Raw genomic sequence first — 17,468 nt, forward strand, 5'->3', positions numbered from 1 at the left:
TCAGGATTAATTGTGAACCTTCCTTACCCTCTCCATTTGCTCATAAAAACTTTAAAAATGCGCAAGCTGTTCTATACATCAACAGCTTGTACGTTGTAGGAACGTACGCTGGATGGAGTTGTTGTATGTGGCAGGTGTTGGCGGGTGTGTTTCAGCTCAGGTTGTTTTGTCTTTTATTGTTTGTTGGAGCAAACGACATTGCTCAGGCAGCGACAGAAGGAAAGAGTGCTACTCTGTCTCCGCTCCCTCCCCTATTAGATAAGACAAAAAAGACACCGGACAATCAAAGTTTGACGACTGTTGCTACAAAGATGGAGGAGAGCCAACCTTCGCGGACAAGTCGCAGGCTAGCCGGAGAAAAGGCTGTAGATTTTGAAAATCTGCAAGCTTTGGATAGCTCTGCTGTAGCTGCTCCTCAGGGAAAAAAACAGAAAAAGAAACACACAAAAGAACGTAAAGATGATATTGCACAGCCACCCCCACTGTTGATGAGCGCTGAAACACCAACCTCAAAGGGTGAAAAAGCTTTATCTGATGCTCGCGCCTCTGAACTTGACAACCAGGCCGCCACTACAGACAAAACTGTAATAGCTGCTGTTCATGACATAGAAGCCACCATAAAAGCTCCTCAGGCTGAAACCCCTGCAGATAATCAGTTGTTACCTAGCGAAAGCGCCAGCCTGACAGATGCTGGTAAACATGTTTTATCTGGTGGTGCTAATCCCCCTGAGGCTGGGGCGAAAGAACCTCTCCCCTCTGAGGATAGCCTTGCCAATGAACCTGCAGTAGGCGTTGAGTTTGAACCGGGAAAAGACGCAAGTGAAGTGGCCACTGAAGAGGGCAGCGTTGTTGGTGAAGAAGTTGCGTCTCACAAGGAAGAGGATGGTTCTTGTGGTGAGGATACAGTACCCCACAAAGAAGACCGAGCCCTTGATAAGGAGGATACCGAGGTTGCATTCGAGACTGTCATGACTTCTGAATTAGCTACAAAGCAAGATGAGGCAACTGGGCAGGAAAACGAAAAACATGTCGTTTATGAACCAGGAATGGAAGAAGAGATGCAGCAGGTCAGGATTCGATATGAGCTGCCTGGTAAAGCCTCTTTCAGTTCCACTTGGTACTCTGATGAAGGTGTGTTCTTCTCTGGCCCCATACTGTTACAACCTGAAGGTATGGGTAATCATATTATGCATGCGGTGCTGACCTCCGATGAAGACACGAATTCTCTGGGGGAGCGTTATACCGATGTTGATTTGAAGGTCTATGTTATTCCTGCGTCTGCAGACGATCACACCATTTATGCCAATCAACAGGTTTTTAATATCAGCCTGCGTTATGAACAAAAGGATACTAAACACAGCTCAGAATCGAGTCAATTGAGCAGTCAACTTGATGGAATGGATGCCAATTTAAGGAGAAGAATTGAAAAAAGCTCTCTCAGTATACCTCTTAAAAAGCTGTTTCTTGAATTTGATTTTGATGATTTTCAGGAGCTGCTGAACGTTGCTACAGGAGAGGATTCTAACCTTTTGAGTAGGGCTCGGGACAGTGCTGTGGAGCAACCAACGGCTGACTTCTATCAGCAACAATTCGAAAAGGTGATACAAAAAATTGGTGTAGTGGCTTTTGTTAACTACATGAAAACCGGGGAGTTCCATGACCAATTATGGAGCGCTTTGGCTGGAAGTGGTGCAGAGTATCTTGCAGCTCCCTCTAACCTCATTCTTGATCAGTTAGCAGGAAGTTACAGAGAATTAGGTTTAGGCGAGGATAGGGAGCGGGCCAGGTTAACCTTTGATGAGGTGATGACCCCCTTGACTGGACAGCCTTATAACCAGTTAACTTCATCACCACCCTTATATATTCAGAGGGACATGTTTGATCCTGAAGCGCCTGTTGGGATATACACAGTAGTTGATATCGATGCAGTAAAACAGAGGGTTGAAAAGATTCTTGCTCTAGAAAAAGACGGTGGGCGTAAAGCTCTCGAAAGTACAACTTTGCTTGAACCAAAAGGTTTTATGGTTCCAACAGAGACTAAACCCCTCTTTCGTTTGCTGAGCAAAGGGGATGATGGCTCAATACTGGTATTGCATGAAGTGTATTGGGAACCTGTAACAGAGAAGGCCGCTCAACCAATTCAGGTTGCTGATCAAACCCAAAAGACACGGGCACCAGTAAAGGCAACACGTAGCGTTGGTGACTCATTTGGCACGGTCGGCACAAGTCATACTAACAGGGGGCAGGAGAGCTATATAGCTGAGTGGGATGATGAGGATGAAAAAGGTGAAAGCGTTACCAGCACTGCACCTCAACCTAAGACAGATGCAGCTCAATCTTCCCAAAGAAGCTGGACTTGGACATGGCCACCCTCCTGGAACTGGGGAGCCATTATAAAACCTTGGGGCCGGCGTTAAGTCATAGGGGCTGCGTTTGCAGCTCCTTTGTTTTTTATAGTTTCACTGATTTGTTGGACCGCCTATTTTTGGCGTGATGCTGGATTCAAGCAATAAGTACAATCGGCTGCCCAGTGTAAGTACCCGGACCATTGATTTCGCATAGTCTGGCGGCGTCTTTTTTCGCCCTTGCTGCGTCACAGCTCTGGTCACGTTGCGGGCTACGCTCCCGACGTTGTTCCTTGAAGAGCGAAAAAATTCACTCGCCACCATTATGCGAAAGCAATGGTCCGGGTACTTATTACTTAACAGTGTGTGAACTGACTCCCCTTGCTACAACAGGCTTAGAGTCAATATCACATATATCACACATGATCTCGAGAGGTTGAGAAGAGTGAGCACACAAAATCAGACAAGAGAAAGAATGTGTTATGTGTGTTAGATGTGTGATATCGCAGTCATACCAAGGCTTCCGGAATGACACACTGATTCATCAATGTGTTAAACGTGCTATACAAGGCACGGTAAAAGAGTTATCTCATATCTGTCTGTAGACAAAATTCAGGAGAATGGATTCACACTGCTCTTCTCCCTTTCCGGCAAGGCTCACCAGGACGGTTATTGATCTGGTCAAATAGGGTTTTATAGGGAGTTGTTTTCTCCAAGTAACAATCCGGGCAGACCTGCCCCTAAGGTGGAAATCGAGGAAAATCCAGCCACTCTCCATTAGATAGGCGGACAGCCTTACGCAAAGTTCGCCTGTTGCCTGATCAGGCTGGACGCACCACAAAAGCCCATATAACCATTGAATTATTTAATAGCCATGAAGAGTACATCGAAAAACACGGACAACGGTGGAGTCCGGACACGAGACGGGAGATACTTGACACCAGACCACCTGCATTCACTGTACCAGAAGGGACACGGAGCGGCGATAGAACTGGACAATGGCGAGTGGCTCTGTTTACCCCGTACGCCGTATGTCTTCAAGCCCGAACTATAGCCATTACTCGCAATCCCCAGAAAGTCAGGCGAAACCGATGTATCAGTGTCGTCCAAAGGTAAGGGTTGAGTGTTATCACTTGGATAGCTTGTTCTGAGAAGGCGTGCACGATCGTCAGAATATGGTGTGAAGTCATCCCTGTGCGCCATTCTGGTCATCTCCTGATGATGAGTCTGCAAGATGCTAATAGGAAAAATGGATGCGTGAGAAAAGCATGCAGGCCGTTTCCGGCCCGATTGCCAATGAAGATTATCCCGCCTTTTTCAGAATATTGTAAACGCCCTGGCGACTGATTCCATACTCCTTAGCCAGTTCTTTTTTGTAGGCTCCAGGCTGTTTTGCTGCCTCAACAAGCGCCGCCTCCTGCTCTGGCGTCAACTTCGGTTTGGCTCCGATCTGCCTGCCTCTCCTCAACCGCTGCCTTTACGTCATCACGGGTAATCAACCGGGAGCCATTGGATTCTGCGGCATGATGCCCATCTGTTTTAAAACCAGCTCGACGATAAGTACCAGCAACTGAGCCGTTTTCAATGTAATCACCGACAAATTTTTGGTGTTTGGGTTTAAGCCCTGCATAAGCTGTTCTGCTCATCACTACCACCCGATCAGTAAGTCCATCAAGTTTAATGAATGTTGCAGCTGCCTCATGCGCGACCACGATCGTATGCAGGAGTAAGGATTACAAGTTCAGTGCGCAGATGTTTAGGAGTAAACTTATTTCTAACTCACAGCTTTCATGGGGTGCAGACGACAGATTAACTCTACTCTGCGCCATCAATACCCACAAAGAATTCATACATACCCACATGCCCAACACCCACAACAATCTGGCCGCCTTCATCTGGTCTGTAGCCGATCTGCTCCGTGGTGACTTTAAACAATCCCAATACGGGCGCATCATCCTGCCGTTCACCCTGCTGCGTCGCCTTGAGTGCGTACTGGAACCCACCAAAGACGCGGTACTGGCCCAGTTCGAGAAAACCAAGGCCATGAACCTGCCGGAAGACGGCAAGGAGATGATGTTGTTGCGGGCTACCAGAACTGCCGACAAGCCAGAAGGGCTGGTGTTCTTCAATACGTCTCCCATGAACCTTCAGAAGCTCGGCCAGAGCGATATAGAAGACAACCTGGACACCTACATCCAGTCGTTTTCCAAAGACGCCCGTGAAATCTTCGAGCACTTCAAGTTCGATGAATTTGTCGGCACCCTGGCCAGCGCCAACCTGCTGTACAAAGTGGTGAAAAAGTTCGCCAATATCGACCTCAGCCCAACCGCCATCAGCAACCACGATATGGGGCTGGTGTTTGAAGAGCTGATCCGCCGTTTTGCAGAAGGTTCCAACGAAACTGCCGGTGAACACTTTACTCCACGGGATATCGTCCAGCTCACCACCTCGCTGGTGTTTATGGAAGATGACGACGCTCTCACCAAAGAAGGTGTGATCCGCACCATCTACGACCCCACAGCGGGCACAGGTGGCTTCCTGTCGTCGGGTATGGATTACGTTTACAAGCACAACCCTAACTCGGTTATGCGGGCTTTTGGGCAGGAGCTGAACCCGGAGTCCTACGCCATCTGTAAGGCGGACATGATGATCAAAGGGCAGGATGTCAGCCGCATCAAACTGGGCAACACCCTGTCACAGGATCAGCTTGCCAGCGACCAGTTTGACTACATGCTCTCCAATCCGCCGTTCGGGGTAGACTGGAAGAAGATCGAGTCTGAAATCAAAACCGAACACACTGTAAAAGGCTTCGACGGCCGCTTCGGCCCCGGCCTGCCCCGAGTGTCCGACGGCTCCCTGCTGTTCCTTATGCACCTCATCAGCAAGTTCAGGGATACGTCTCTTGAAAAAAGCAGCCCAGAAAACAACAACCCCAGCCGCATTGGCATTATCCTCAACGGCTCGCCCCTGTTTACCGGCGGTGCAGGCAGTGGTGAAAGTGAAATCCGTCGCTACATCCTTGAGGCTGACCTGCTGGAAGCTATCGTCGCCCTGCCCACCGATATGTTCTACAACACCGGCATCGCCACCTATATCTGGGTACTGACCAACAAAAAGTCAGCCGAGCGCAAAGGTAAGGTGCAGTTGATTAACGGCGCGAACCTGTACGGCAAGATGCGCAAGTCCCTCGGCTCCAAGCGCAACATCATGAGCATGGCAGACCGGAAGACGATTACCCGCAGCTTTGGTGCCTTCGAGGTTGCCAGTGATGAGAAGTTTGCTTCCAAAATCTTCGACACCCACGAATTCGGTTACCGTCGTATAACTGTTGAACGCCCACTGCGTCTGTCTGCGCAAATCACCGATGAAGCCGTGGCAGGCTTACGCTTTGCGCCCAAGCCCTACAACACTGTAATGCGCTGGATTCACGCTGAGTTTGGCGACGAGTGCCACAAGCTCCTGTCAGACAATGCCGAAGCCATCCGCGCCAAGATCAAGCAAGACTTCAAAGAGCTGAAAGAAAAGCAGATCAAGGATGTATTAAGCGACAAACTCTGGCTGTTCCAGCTTGGCCTGATGAGTAAGGCTCAACAGATTCAGAGCGAGGTCGGCACTGCACAAACGGATGACTTCAACACCTTCGACATCACCCTGAAAGCGGCACTGAAGACGCTGGCCATCAAGCTGGATGCTAAGGAAAAGAAACAGTTCCTCGATGCCATCACCTGGAAGAACCCCGAAGCTGAACCCGTGGTGAAAAAAGCACTCAAGGAAGAGCCACAGCCTCTGTATGGAGCATTTGAGTACAAAGGGAAGGTCGTTGAGTTCCAACCTGATGGCGACCTGCGGGATAACGAGAACATTCCTCTCGATCCGTCCTTCAGCAACGCCGAGCTGATTGAAACCTACTTCAACCGGGAAGTGGCACCCCATGTGCCCGATGCCTGGATCAATGCTGACAAGTGCGACCCGCAGGATGAACAGATAGGCGTGGTAGGTTACGAGATTCCCTTTAACCGCCATTTCTATGTGTACCAGCCGCCCCGTGCGCTGGAAGACATTGATGCGGATCTGGATGCCGTAAGCGCTAGAATTATGAACCTGTTGCAAGAGGTTCATTCATGAGAAAACTAACAAAAAGCACAAACCTCAGCCTGAACAGCGAATACAAAAGCTGGCTGAAAACCCTTAAGCAGAAAGTTCTTCAAACCCAGCTTAAGGCAGCGGTTCAGGTTAACTCCACCCTGTTGGCTTTCTACTGGGAACTGGGAGAAGACATTGTTCGCAGACAGGCAGAAGCTAACTGGGGCGATGGATTTCTGAAGCAGCTCAGCAAAGATTTGATGGCGGAATTCCCTGATATCAAAGGTTTTTCAGAGCGTAACCTCAAATATATTCGCCAGTGGCATCTGTTCTACACCCATGAGCAGACAATTGGGCAACAGCCTGTTGCCCAATTGGTGCAGGTGCCCTGGGGGCACAATTTGCAGATCATCAGCAAATGCCAGAGCATACAGGAAGCTTTGTATTACGTACGCAACACCATCGAGTACGGCTGGAGCCGGAGCGTTCTCACTCACCAGATTGAAAGCGACCTGTGGCAGCGGAAAGGCAAAACCGTCAGTAATTTCAACTCAACTCTACCGGCTGCTCAGTCTGATCTGGCACAGCAAACCCTGAAAGACCCTTATGTATTCGATTTTCTTACCCTGACCCAAAGTTATAACGAAAAGGAGCTGGAGCAGGGACTGATTGAACATATCACTCAGTTTTTACTGGAGCTGGGAGCTGGTTTTGCCTACATGGGCAAGCAGGTGCATTTGCAGGTGGGGCAACAGGATTTTTATGTCGACCTGTTGTTTTACCATACGCATCTGCATTGTTATGTGGTCATTGAGCTGAAAACTGGTGATTTCAAGCCGGAACACGCAGGCAAGCTGAATTTCTATATCACGACTGTGGATAAACAGTTACGACGGGAGGGTGATGCGCCCACCGTTGGCATGTTGCTGTGTAAGAACAAAGACAAGATGGTCGCTGAATATGCTCTGAGCGATATCCAGAAACCGATTGGTGTTTCGGAATACCAGTTAACACAATCGCTGCCGGAGGAGTTGCAATCCCAACTGCCCAGTATTGAAGAAATTGAGCAGGGCTTGGGAGGTGAATTGTGATGGCTGGTGTGAGTGGTAAGTACAAGGCTTATCCGGAGTATAAGGACTCTGGGGTTGAGTGGTTGGGCTGTGTTCCCGCGCACTGGCAGATTACCAGATTGAAGCACCTAGCTCAGATTAAGAATGGTCAAGACTATAAAATAGTTGAAGCTAGCGAAGGATTTCCAGTTTTAGGTTCCGGGGGGCAATTTACATATGCTACTGACTTTTTATACGACAAAGAGTCCGTGCTGCTTGGCAGAAAAGGAACCATTGATAAGCCCCTATATATCAATGAGCCGTTCTGGACTGTAGATACAATGTACTACACCGAAATCAAGAATGATGTCCCGGCAAAGTACCTTCATTATTTGGCCTTAACCATACAGTTTGACCGTTACTCGACAAACACTGCTTTGCCAAGCATGACTCAGGAACACCTTGGCAATTTTACTTTTGCTGTTCCGCCCTCCCGAAAGGAAAGAGAGAGTATTGAAAATTTCCTCGACCACGAAACCGCCAAAATCGACACTCTGATCGAAGAGCAGCAATCCCTGATCCGGCTGTTGCAGGAAAAACGACAGGCGGTGATCAGTCATGCCGTCACCAAGGGGCTGAACCCGGATGCGCCGATGAAGGATTCCGGTGTGGAGTGGCTTGGGGAAGTGCCGGAGCATTGGGAAGTGAATACCATTTCTCAAGTGTCGCAAAAAATTACTAACGGCTACGTAGGCCCGACAAGAGACATATTGGTTGAAAGTGGTGTTCCTTATATTCAGGCAACCCACATAAAAAATGGCAAAGTAAACTTCGATAATGCCTACTTTGTCACTGACAAATGGAGTAATAAACATTCAAAGTCAATCCTGAAAAAGGATGATGTGTTGATTGTTCAAACCGGAGCGGGTACAGGTGATGTCGGCTTGGTGTCTGAAAATGAAGCTGGCTATAACTGCCATGCACTAATCATCGTTCAGCCAAAAAACGATAAAATATCGGGTGAGTTTTTATCTCACGTTTTATCTTCCAGTTATGGGTATGCAGTTCTTTATTCAATCCGAACTGGTGGTATGCACCCACACCTGAATTGTGGTGAGGTTAAATTTGTTCGTACACCTCAGCCACCGTTAGATGAGCAACTATTGATCAATGACTATCTGCGACAAATCAAAGATAAATATGCTGATTTGATGACAGAAGCAGAAGCTCAGATTGTCTTATTGAAGGAACGCCGCACCGCCCTAATCTCCGCCGCCGTAACCGGCAAAATCGACGTAAGAGAATGGTCAGCCCCTGATTCTACCTCACAACACAAACAACAAATCCCAGAGGCCGCTGTATGAGCAAAACACCCCAGTCTGCCGATACGCCGGATGCCTTGTTCGGCGAAATCAAAGACCTGATCCAGTCCGCAAAACAGCGGGCTGCCGTGGCTGTGAATGCCGAACTCACCCTGCTTTACTGGCAGGTGGGGCAGCGCATTAATACCGAGGTGCTCAAGGGGGAGCGGGCAGATTATGGCAAGCAGGTGATTGCCAACCTGTCTAAACAGCTAACGGGGGCATTCGGCAGAGGCTGGGGACAAAAACAGTTACTCCATTGTTGCCGGTTTGCAGAGGTTTACGCCGACCAAGAAATTGTCTCGACACTGTCTAGACAATTGCACTGGAGCCACTTCCTTGAGCTGATTTACCACAAAGAACCGCTAGCAAGGGACTTTTATGTGCAAATGTGCGCTCTTGAACGCTGGAGTGTGCGTACGCTTCGAAAACAGGTGAATTCCATGCTGTTTGAGCGTACAGCCGTATCCAAAAAGCCGGAGAAATTGCTGGAGGAGAAAATACAGGCGCTTCGAAACAATGGGCAAATGGATCAGGATCTTGTTCTCAAAGACCCTTATTTTCTCGACTTTTTGCAACTCACCGATCGCTATGTTGAAAGAGACCTCGAAGATGCCATTCTGAGGGAAATGGAGCACTTCTTACTGGAGTTGGGAGCGGGTTTTACTTTTGTTGCCCGACAGAAGCGTATCCAGATTGATAATGATGACTTTTACCTTGACCTGCTCTTTTACAATCGCATTTTGAACCGGCTGGTTGCGATTGAACTGAAAACTGAAAAGTTTCGGCATAGTCATAAAAGCCAGATGGAACTTTATCTTCGTTGGCTCGACAAGCACGATCGCCAGCTCCATGAGAACCCCCCTATCGGTATTATTCTTTGTGCCAGCAAAAAGCAGGAACAAATAGAGTTACTCGGGCTGGATAAAGGGGAGATTCATGTGGCGGAGTACCTGACTAAGTTGCCATCCCATGAATCCCTGGAAGCTCGCTTCCAGCAGGCAATCCACAATGCCCGCAAGCGTATTGAGAACAAGGGCGAAGAGTAAGCAGCCAATTGTCTCCACAGTGTGGAGACAATTCGATTTGAACATTGGGCAGACACTGTCTGCAAAATCCTGAAGAGTTACAAAAAAGAACCTTCAGGTACCATTCTGAGACCTTGGAATATGGACAGTACCAACGAAATTACCTTCCAGAACGAAATGATCGCCCAAATGCAGGCCAACGGCTGGCTGCTGGGCACACCCGACCAGTACGACCGTAAAACCGCCCTCTACACTGCCGACGTGCTGGCCTTTGTGAAAGACACTCAGCCAAAGGAATGGGACAAGTTCTGCAAGCTGTTCCCCAATGATTCAGACGCGCACTTTATCGCTCATCTCACGGCGCAACTGAAAAAGGCCAATCCCAACGCCATCGACAAGGAAATGCGCAGCTATGGCACTCTGGGTGTGTTGCGTCACGGGCTGAAGATTCGTAATGCCCGGTTCTCACTGTGCCAGTTTATGCCGGAACATAACCTCAACCCGGATACGCTGGCTCGCTATAAGGAAAACCATTGTCGTATTGTGCCGGAGCTGGTGTATTCCCCCTATGCAACGGCAGAGCATTTGGCCGCAACCGGCAAGAAGGCGAAGGCATGGCGTATTGATCTGGTGCTGTTTATCAACGGTTTGCCGGTGGCGACATTGGAGCTGAAGTCGGAGTTCAAGCAGTCCGTCGATAACGCCATTCGCCAGTACAAGAAAACCCGCCTGCCCAAAGATCCGGAAACCGGCAAGCCGGAACCGCTACTCACCTTCAAGCGAGGTGCGCTGGTGCATTTTGCCGTGAGTCAGTACGAAGTGCATATGGCCACCAAACTGGCGGGCAGCGATACCTACTTTCTGCCGTTTAACAAAGGTACGAAGGACGGCGGCGCAGGCAATGATGTGCCGGAAGATGATAACCGGTATGCGACAGAGTACTTGTGGAATGAGGTACTGCTACCCGACAACCTGCTGAATATTATTGCCCGGTTTGTTCATCTCCAGATAGAAGAGAAGGAACACGCCGATGGCCGCAAGTACAAAAAAGAAGTGCTGATCTTCCCCCGTTACCATCAGTGGGATGTGGTGAATAAGCTGATCGGGGCGGCCAAAGCGGAAGGAACGGGCAATAAATATCTGGTGCAGCACAGCGCCGGTTCGGGTAAGTCCAACTCCATCGCCTGGACAGCCCATCAGCTATCAACCCTGTACGATGACGAAGGCAACAAGCAGTTTCATTCGGTGATTGTGGTCACAGACCGTACGGTACTGGACGACCAGTTGCAGGACACCATCTATCAGTTTGAACATGCCGACGGCGTGGTGGGGCGCATCAACCGCAGGGAAGGTGACGGCTCCAAGTCCGAGAAGCTGGCGCAGGCGCTGGAAAACGCCCAGCCTATCATCATCGTCACCATCCAGACCTTCCCCCATGTACTGGCGGCTATTGAAAACAGCACCAGCCTGAAGGAACGCCGTTATGCAGTGATTGCTGACGAAGCCCACTCGTCCCAGACCGGCTCCACGGCACGGCAGTTGAAAGAAGTGTTGATGGTGGAGAGCGACGAAGGTGGTGATGATCAGCCCCTGTCGTCTGAAGATATTCTGGACAACACCATTGCGGCCACTCTTTCCGCAAGAAGGGGCAGTAGCAACCTGAATTACTACGCTTTCACGGCAACGCCCAAGGCCAAGACGCTGGAGCTGTTTGGTCGTCTGCCCAAGCCGGATGAATCTGCTTCCGAAAGCTCTTCACAAAAGCAAGTTCCCGAAGCCTTTCACGTTTACACCATGCGTCAGGCTATTGAGGAAGGCTTTATTCTCGATGTCCTGAAAAACTACACCAACTATCAGGTGGCCTACCAACTGGCCCAGAAGATGGAAGCCGCCGATGAAGAGGTGGACAGCAAGAAAGCCAAGGTTAAGTTGAACCAGTGGGTGCGGCTCCATGAGTACAACATCGCCCAGAAGGTGAAGGTGATTGTTGAGCACTACAAAACCCATGTGATGCACCTGTTGGATGGTCAGGCCAAAGCGATGGTGGTGACCAGCTCCCGTAAAGAGGCAGTACGGTACAAGCTGGCATTTGATAAGTACCTTGCCGAGACAGCTCATAAGGGGCAGAGCCGTGTGGCGGTGATGGTGGCCTTCTCCGGAGAAGTGGAGTTCAACCAGAACGACCCGGACAGCACCGCTCTGCTGGATCAGAAGTTTACCGAGAGAAGCATGAACCCCGGCCTGAAAGGGCGGGATATGCGCAAGGCTTTCGATACCGACGATTACCAGATCATGCTGGTCGCCAACAAGTTCCAGACTGGCTTTGATCAGCCCAAATTCTGCGCCATGTACGTGGACAAACCTCTGGGCGGTGTGGAGTGCGTGCAGACCCTCTCTCGACTCAACCGCACCTATCCCGGCAAAGCCGAGTGCGGCACCTTTGTACTGGACTTCTTCAACAAGCCTGAAGAGATTCTGGCGGCCTTCCAGCCTTACTACCAGACTGCAGAGTTAGCGGATGTGAGCGACCCGGACAAGGTGTTTGAGTTGTACGAAAAGCTCCGTGCCAGTGGCATCTTCACCTGGAATGAGGTGGAGCGTTTCTGCGAAGCCTTTCTGACCAAGAACAAAAGCAATGCGGCCATCAGCAATATCGTGAAGCCTGCGGTTGAGCGCTGGCAGAAGCGGTACAGCTCGGCGGTTGAAGCGTACATTCAGGCCAGAGACATGTTTGAGCGCACTAAGAAAACCGGTGATGCCGTGTTGATGGCTAACGCCGAGAACAGCTTCAAGGAGTGCAAGCAGGAAAAAGACCGGCTGGAAATCTTCAAGAAGGACCTGGGTAGCTTCACCCGCTTCTATGAGTTTATGTCCCAGATCGTGGACTACGACGACAAGGAGCTGGAAAAACTCAGCCTGTTCGCCCGTTACCTGCGTCCGCTGCTACGGGAGAAGGTGATTCAGGAAGACGACATCGACCTGGATAACGTGGTGATGAGCCATTACCGCCTGTCCAGGATTCGGGAACAGCACATCAAGCTGAAAGAAGATGCGGAAGAGTACAGGCTGGAACCTGCCAGCGATGTCGGCACCGCCAAAGCCAAGGACAAGAAAGAAGAGTTCCTGTCCCAGATCGTCGCCCGCCTGAACGAGATGTTTATCACCGACAACCTCACCGACGGCGACATGATCAACTTCCTGCACACCACAACCAGCAAGGTGGCTGAGAACGCCACGGTGATGAAGCAGGTGAAAAACAACACGGCCAGTCAGGCACTGCTGGGAGACTTCCCACAGGCGTTTGATGACGCTGTTATGGACAGCAACGAAGCCCACCAGGAAATGATGATGCAGTACCTGTCTAACCCCGAGCTGGCGGACAGTTTGAAGCGGTTGGCTTTTGAGTTGTTGAAGCGGTAGGGGAATGCCGGAGCCGTTATCGGTTACACTGGCAGCGTGTTGTAAGGAGACATGGGGATGATTTTGAAGCCGGATAGTTATTGGCAAGGGGTATTGCGGGAGCTTCTGGCGCTGCCTGCCGAAACCGAGTGGGTGGAGTTTAAAACCAACCGTATTAAGCCTGACGACCTTGGCGAATACATTTCTGCTTTGAGTAATGGGGCGGCCCTGTGTGGCAAGCAAAATGCCTATCTGGTCTGGGGCGTCGATGATGAAACCCATGACATCATCGGCACAGACTTTAAGCCAGCCACTGATAAACGCGGTGGTCAGGAGCTGGAGAGCTGGTTGCTACAAAAGCTGACCCCGCGTATCCATTTCTACTTTAAGACCATTGAGTGCGATGACAAGCCCGTGGTGATACTGGAAATCGCCAAGGCTGTTCACACCCCAGTACAATTCAGCAGTACCGAGTTCATCCGTGTGGGTAGCTACAAGAAAAAGCTCAAAGACTTTCCCGAAAAGGAACGGGCGCTGTGGCGTGCATTCGACAATACCCCGTTTGAAGAGCAGTTGGCACTTGAGAATGTCGATGGTCAGAAGGTATTGGCTGTGCTGGATTACCCGGCGTATTTTGAGTTGATGGAACAGCCGCTGCCAGACAATAGGGCAGGCATACTGGAGAAGCTGAAGCAGGATATGCTGATTCAGCCCGACAAGGCCGGAAACTGGGATATTACTAATCTGGGTGCGCTGCTCTTTGCCAAGGATCTGGAACAGTTCAAGAAGTTGCGGCGCAAAGCGATCCGGGTCGTCATTTATAAAGGCGTAAACCGTCTGGAAACGATTCGGGAGCAGATTGGCGGTAAAGGGTATGCCAATGGTTTTGAAGGGCTAATCGCTTTCATCAATACCTTTGTGCCTCGCAATGAAGTCATGGGTAAGGCCTTACGCAAGGACGTGCCGATGTTTCCCGATCTGGCCGTACGAGAGCTGGTTGCGAATGCCCTGATCCACCAGGACCTGTTTATGACAGGCACCAGCCCAATGGTGGAGATATTTGAAGATAGGATGGAGATAACCAATCCGGGCGTGCCTCTCGTTGACCCCAGCCGATTTCTCGACAGCCCACCCCGTTCACGCAACGAGGCGATGGCTTCCCTCCTGCGACGAGTGGGCATATGTGAAGAGCGCGGCAGTGGAATAGATAAGGCCGTTGCTCAGACGGAGGTATACCAGCTTCCAGCGCCATTGTTTGAAACCAAGGATGAGTCGACCATTGCGGTGTTGTTCGGACACAAAGATTGGTCAGATATGGATCAGGCAGACCGGGCACGAGCCTGCTACCAGCACGCTTGCCTGAAGTGGGTTGAACGAAGCCAGATGACGAATGCCTCTCTCCGGGAACGGTTCGGTATTGAAGCCAAAAACAGTGCAGCTATTTCGCGTGTAATCAGGGATGCGCTGAGTGCAGGGCTGATTCGTCCTTTTGATGCAAGCCAGGGGCGGCGTAACGCTAAGTACATTCCATCCTGGGCTTAATTCCACCGCAGGGTTTATTTGATGGTTATTTGATAGGCAGCCCTGCTTGTCGCGGATATTTGGGTTGGTTTTGTTCTTAATCCCTTTTATATCAAGGGGTTGGAAGGGAAAGGTTTTATTTGATGGTTATTTGATGGCTAGGCTCATTCACAATGGATTTTAGAGTGGGTCTTTGCTGTCAACCCCTTGTGTATCAAGGGTTTATATGAAAAAAAATTTATTTGATGGTTATTTGATAGAGACGGCCCATGCAGGAGGCTTTTACTGCGTGTGCCCCCCCATGACATAGCCAAACAGAGCCGGGTAGAGTCCCATGTCCAGCATACCCGGCACCTGCCCCCCGGTCAAAAGCTGGAATCACTGGCCAGCACTGCGCCTTTTGGTTTTTTCTCCGGCCCAAAGTGTTGAATGAAACTCCAGCTTGTCAGCGATTCTGCGGGCTTCCTCTGGTGAAAAGGCCTTGTAGAGGGAGGTCGGTGAGTGTGTGTTCAAATTGTCTTTAACATGTCGCCAGCCTGACAGGGGTTCAAACATCATGAATAGGCTGCTGACACCATTGCGTTCATATTCTGTGTCGTAGCGCTCTGCCTGACCGGGTTCCATAGGGATTGGGTTGGCGACCTCAATGATGTGTTGATGGCTGCTTTCATCCAGGCAAACAAGCGGATGCAAGGGATCATACGGGCGCTTGTACACCTCAAGAATATCTTCCATAGCGCTTACGAAACTGGCGTTTTCCTTCTTTGGAAGGCACCACTCCTTTTTCTGCCAGGGCTTGAGTTCGTTTTTTTAACCCTTCATGAATCGTACTTCTCGAGATGGACTCGACATACTCAAGCTCAATCATACGATCTCTTAGCAAATTGAGAGTCCAGCGGCAGTGATCTTTCGGTGGCGGTGATCAGGTAAGAGCAATGAGATGGGCTTCAGCCTCACCATCCAGCTTGCGAGCTGGCCCATGGTGACTTCGCTTGCCGTTGACTGCGACATCAAGGCCCTCCTCAACCAACCGCTGTTGTAGACGAGTAATGGTCAATAGCAGCGAGCATGCTCTCACGGCTCAAGAGGGTGCTCTGCGGGAGCTGCGTTTTGATTCTTATCCGGCCCGATCGCTCGGATACAGCCCAAATCTCTAAAGCAGGAACCTTTTTTCTCTGCTAATGTCATAATGGATACACAATGTATATACTAATAATGGCAGAAATGAGGTGGCAGCATGAAGGTTCAAAGCGAAATCAAAAAATGGGGGAATAGTCTGGCCCTGAGAATCTCTGGTGCTATGGCTGAATTGCCTCAGTTTGAAGCAGGCTCGAAGGTGTCTGTTGATATTACTCCTGATGGGTTACTGGTGAAGAAAGTAGCCAAACCTCGCCGCAAACTTAAACTGCCGTATTCTGAAAAGTCATTGCTGGAAGACATGACTCCTGAAAAGGCTCATGCTGATGAGCTGGCCCCCCTGAATCCCTCTGAGTTTGGTGCCTAATGAAGAAGCAGTACATCCCAGAAAAGAATGACATCATTTGGTTGGATTTTGAGCCTACCAAGGGGAAAGAGATCGGCAAACTACGCCCTGCCTTGGTGTTATCGAGCAAAGACTACAACCAAAAGACCGGGTTACTGATTTGTTGCCCCATAAGCACAAGTATCCGAGGAGCGGCTACAGAGGTTCCGGTAGATAACCTCAAAGTAAAGTCTGTCGTTGCTGCCAGCTTGATCCAGACACTAAGTTGGAAGGATCGGGGGGCGGAGTACATCACCAAAGCGCGGAAAGGTGTTTTTGAAGAAGTGATTTTGAAGATCATCCCACTTATCGGGGCTGATGTTGTTCTTGAAGAGTACATGTCCGAAGAGGAGTAGCCAAGGCCCGGCGGGAAACCGGGCTTATGGTTTGGGAAGATGACAGAAGACGACTGTCGATAGTTTTCCTGTCATGACCAAATAGCAGCCAGTCAGCCTTCACATCAAGAAACAGAATCAGCTTACACAGATTATCGAACCCCGGCTTTTTCTGGTCATCGCACCACTGGCTGACCATGCTGGGGCTCACTCCCAGATGGGAGGCAACATCCTTTTTTGAGCGACACGAGCGACGGATCGCTACAGCCAACCTTCGGCCAAAAGAGGATTGTGGTTTTTCTTTTCTGGTCTCACTCATTACCTCAACAATAAGGAGGTTTTTGACTTCTTAACCCCTTCCGGTTCACAACTTTTCAATCAGTTAACTACGGCTACATCATGTGAAGAGGTTGCATCTATGAACAAAACGCTCCGAGAAGCGTTGGGACGCCTGGCCGTTGTCGCCAAAATTCTGAAGAAAGCTACAGGGGAGTTAACGCCCGATGAGGTGGAATCCTGTGGCGATATTCTCTCCGATGCCTACTCAGACCTTCTTGATTCTCTGGACAGCACAGACGACGCCTGAACCCTTAATCTCAACCTATCCGAATATTCAGCAAATGCCCCGGCGAGCAAAATGGGAGTTGATATGACATCTACGGAAATAGAAGGGCTTTATAGAGGCAGGGGATTTTATAGAGGTTATTCATGTCGCAGACGTGCCGCGTGATGACCGGGAGCCAGAAACGAAAAAGGCCTTAGCAGTGCTAAGGCCTTGATCTGTATAAGGAAATTTGGTGCCGGCACCAAGAGTCGAACTCGGGA

The 17,468-nt window shown here is 49.9% G+C and carries 14 protein-coding genes; 10 read left to right on the forward strand and 4 right to left on the reverse strand.

Annotation, left to right across the window (positions count from 1 at the left end; genetic code table 11):
- Positions 1–125 precede the first annotated feature (125 nt).
- Entirely contained in the window at positions 126–2,417 is a 2,292-nt protein-coding gene (locus tag E1189_RS13960) for a hypothetical protein (RefSeq protein WP_155160942.1), read from the forward strand.
- A 1,328-nt stretch (positions 2,418–3,745) separates the two neighbouring features.
- On the opposite strand, the gene E1189_RS13965 is transcribed toward E1189_RS13960, so the two are convergent.
- Entirely contained in the window at positions 3,746–3,991 is a 246-nt protein-coding gene (locus E1189_RS13965) for a terminase small subunit (protein ID WP_155160943.1), read from the reverse strand.
- Positions 3,992–4,205: 214 nt separating this feature from the next.
- Between E1189_RS13965 and E1189_RS13970 the strand changes: the two genes are divergently transcribed.
- From E1189_RS13970 to E1189_RS13995, 6 genes are all read left to right on the forward strand, one after another.
- The gene (locus tag E1189_RS13970; protein ID WP_155160944.1) at positions 4,206–6,470 is read left to right on the forward strand and encodes a type I restriction-modification system subunit M; all 2,265 of its coding nucleotides are present in this window, start codon (positions 4,206–4,208) and stop codon (positions 6,468–6,470) included.
- A complete protein-coding gene (locus tag E1189_RS13975; RefSeq protein WP_155160945.1) occupies positions 6,467–7,519 on the forward strand; it encodes a PDDEXK nuclease domain-containing protein in 1,053 nt (350 codons plus the stop codon). The genes E1189_RS13970 and E1189_RS13975 overlap by 4 nt, the downstream gene beginning before the upstream one ends.
- The gene (locus E1189_RS13980; protein ID WP_155160946.1) at positions 7,519–8,841 is read left to right on the forward strand and encodes a restriction endonuclease subunit S; all 1,323 of its coding nucleotides are present in this window, start codon (positions 7,519–7,521) and stop codon (positions 8,839–8,841) included. The genes E1189_RS13975 and E1189_RS13980 overlap by 1 nt, the downstream gene beginning before the upstream one ends.
- Positions 8,838–9,887: a PDDEXK nuclease domain-containing protein gene (locus tag E1189_RS13985; RefSeq protein WP_155160947.1), complete on the forward strand. Its 1,050-nt coding sequence runs from the start codon at positions 8,838–8,840 to the stop codon at positions 9,885–9,887. The genes E1189_RS13980 and E1189_RS13985 overlap by 4 nt, the downstream gene beginning before the upstream one ends.
- 120 nt (positions 9,888–10,007) lie before the next feature.
- Complete coding sequence (locus E1189_RS13990) at positions 10,008–13,286, forward strand: type I restriction endonuclease subunit R (RefSeq protein ID WP_155160948.1); 3,279 nt, start codon at positions 10,008–10,010, stop codon at positions 13,284–13,286.
- A gap of 57 nt (positions 13,287–13,343) precedes the next feature.
- A complete protein-coding gene (locus E1189_RS13995) occupies positions 13,344–14,807 on the forward strand; it encodes an ATP-binding protein (protein ID WP_155160949.1) in 1,464 nt (487 codons plus the stop codon).
- A 357-nt stretch (positions 14,808–15,164) separates the two neighbouring features.
- Here the strand turns inward: E1189_RS13995 and E1189_RS14000 are convergent, their stop codons facing one another.
- A complete protein-coding gene (locus E1189_RS14000) occupies positions 15,165–15,521 on the reverse strand; it encodes a hypothetical protein (RefSeq protein ID WP_155160950.1) in 357 nt (118 codons plus the stop codon).
- A 187-nt stretch (positions 15,522–15,708) separates the two neighbouring features.
- Complete coding sequence (locus tag E1189_RS25810) at positions 15,709–15,843, reverse strand: helix-turn-helix domain-containing protein (protein ID WP_268921646.1); 135 nt, start codon at positions 15,841–15,843, stop codon at positions 15,709–15,711.
- A gap of 180 nt (positions 15,844–16,023) precedes the next feature.
- On the opposite strand from E1189_RS25810, the gene E1189_RS14005 reads away from it, so the two are divergent.
- Both E1189_RS14005 and E1189_RS14010 read left to right on the forward strand, forming a co-directional pair.
- Positions 16,024–16,290 (forward strand): AbrB/MazE/SpoVT family DNA-binding domain-containing protein, encoded by a 267-nt coding sequence (locus E1189_RS14005; protein ID WP_155160951.1) that lies wholly within the window; start codon positions 16,024–16,026, stop codon positions 16,288–16,290.
- Positions 16,290–16,664 (forward strand): type II toxin-antitoxin system PemK/MazF family toxin, encoded by a 375-nt coding sequence (locus tag E1189_RS14010; protein ID WP_155160952.1) that lies wholly within the window; start codon positions 16,290–16,292, stop codon positions 16,662–16,664. The genes E1189_RS14005 and E1189_RS14010 overlap by 1 nt, the downstream gene beginning before the upstream one ends.
- Here E1189_RS14010 and E1189_RS26270 read toward each other — a convergent pair.
- Positions 16,615–16,962 carry a helix-turn-helix domain-containing protein gene (locus E1189_RS26270; RefSeq protein WP_155160953.1) on the reverse strand — a complete coding sequence of 116 codons (348 nt, stop codon included), beginning with the start codon at positions 16,960–16,962 and terminating at the stop codon, positions 16,615–16,617. The genes E1189_RS14010 and E1189_RS26270 overlap by 50 nt on opposite strands.
- Positions 16,963–17,061: 99 nt before the next feature.
- On the opposite strand from E1189_RS26270, the gene E1189_RS14020 reads away from it, so the two are divergent.
- Positions 17,062–17,229, forward strand: a complete 168-nt coding sequence (locus E1189_RS14020) for a hypothetical protein (protein ID WP_155160954.1) — start codon at positions 17,062–17,064, stop codon at positions 17,227–17,229.
- Positions 17,230–17,468 lie beyond the last annotated feature (239 nt).

It is taken from the genome of Parendozoicomonas verongulae (assembly GCF_009711465.1).
Taxonomy (GTDB): domain Bacteria; phylum Pseudomonadota; class Gammaproteobacteria; order Pseudomonadales; family Endozoicomonadaceae; genus Sansalvadorimonas; species Sansalvadorimonas verongulae.

Excerpts from the sequence above, each read along its gene's own strand:
- E1189_RS13965 (WP_155160943.1), bottom strand. The coding sequence starts at position 3,991 with ATGAGCAGAACAGCTTATGCAGGGCTTAAACCCAAACACCAAAAATTT.
- E1189_RS13960 (WP_155160942.1), top strand. The coding sequence starts at position 126 with ATGTGGCAGGTGTTGGCGGGTGTGTTTCAGCTCAGGTTGTTTTGTCTT.
- E1189_RS13995 (WP_155160949.1), top strand. The coding sequence starts at position 13,344 with ATGATTTTGAAGCCGGATAGTTATTGGCAAGGGGTATTGCGGGAGCTT.
- E1189_RS13980 (WP_155160946.1), top strand. The coding sequence starts at position 7,519 with ATGGCTGGTGTGAGTGGTAAGTACAAGGCTTATCCGGAGTATAAGGAC.
- E1189_RS14005 (WP_155160951.1), top strand. The coding sequence starts at position 16,024 with ATGAAGGTTCAAAGCGAAATCAAAAAATGGGGGAATAGTCTGGCCCTG.
- E1189_RS13990 (WP_155160948.1), top strand. The coding sequence starts at position 10,008 with ATGGACAGTACCAACGAAATTACCTTCCAGAACGAAATGATCGCCCAA.
- E1189_RS13975 (WP_155160945.1), top strand. The coding sequence starts at position 6,467 with ATGAGAAAACTAACAAAAAGCACAAACCTCAGCCTGAACAGCGAATAC.
- E1189_RS14020 (WP_155160954.1), top strand. The coding sequence starts at position 17,062 with ATGAACAAAACGCTCCGAGAAGCGTTGGGACGCCTGGCCGTTGTCGCC.
- E1189_RS26270 (WP_155160953.1), bottom strand. The coding sequence starts at position 16,962 with ATGAGTGAGACCAGAAAAGAAAAACCACAATCCTCTTTTGGCCGAAGG.
- E1189_RS14000 (WP_155160950.1), bottom strand. The coding sequence starts at position 15,521 with ATGGAAGATATTCTTGAGGTGTACAAGCGCCCGTATGATCCCTTGCAT.
- E1189_RS13970 (WP_155160944.1), top strand. The coding sequence starts at position 4,206 with ATGCCCAACACCCACAACAATCTGGCCGCCTTCATCTGGTCTGTAGCC.
- E1189_RS13985 (WP_155160947.1), top strand. The coding sequence starts at position 8,838 with ATGAGCAAAACACCCCAGTCTGCCGATACGCCGGATGCCTTGTTCGGC.
- E1189_RS14010 (WP_155160952.1), top strand. The coding sequence starts at position 16,290 with ATGAAGAAGCAGTACATCCCAGAAAAGAATGACATCATTTGGTTGGAT.